We start from the raw sequence: 289 nt of genomic DNA on the forward strand, positions 1-289 counted from the left end.
GCTGCTGTCGCTCGGCATCGTGCTGCATTTCTTCCCGAATGCCCTCGGCAAGAACGTCGCAGAGGCGGCACCGCTGGTGGCGCTGGCGGTCTGCGTGCCTGGACTGCGCAACCTCGTCGAATACCAGGCGGAGCTTCTCTTCGCGCGCGGCCAGACTGCGGTGCGCGCGATCAATCTCGGCCTGCTCGCCGGCCTAAAGGCGGTTCTGCTCACTTATGTGCTGACGACCATCCCCTACACCGCCAACCTGGTGCTGTCGCTCAACATCGTCTTCCTGCTGCTTTATCTC

Annotated in this window: 1 pseudogene; it reads left to right on the forward strand. The window is 63.3% G+C overall.

From position 1 onward, the window contains the following. Window positions 1-289 (forward strand): annotated as a pseudogene (locus tag EN859_RS37285) (lipopolysaccharide biosynthesis protein); the annotation flags it as partial.

It is taken from the genome of Mesorhizobium sp. M00.F.Ca.ET.216.01.1.1, assembly GCF_004010325.2.
GTDB lineage: Bacteria > Pseudomonadota > Alphaproteobacteria > Rhizobiales > Rhizobiaceae > Mesorhizobium.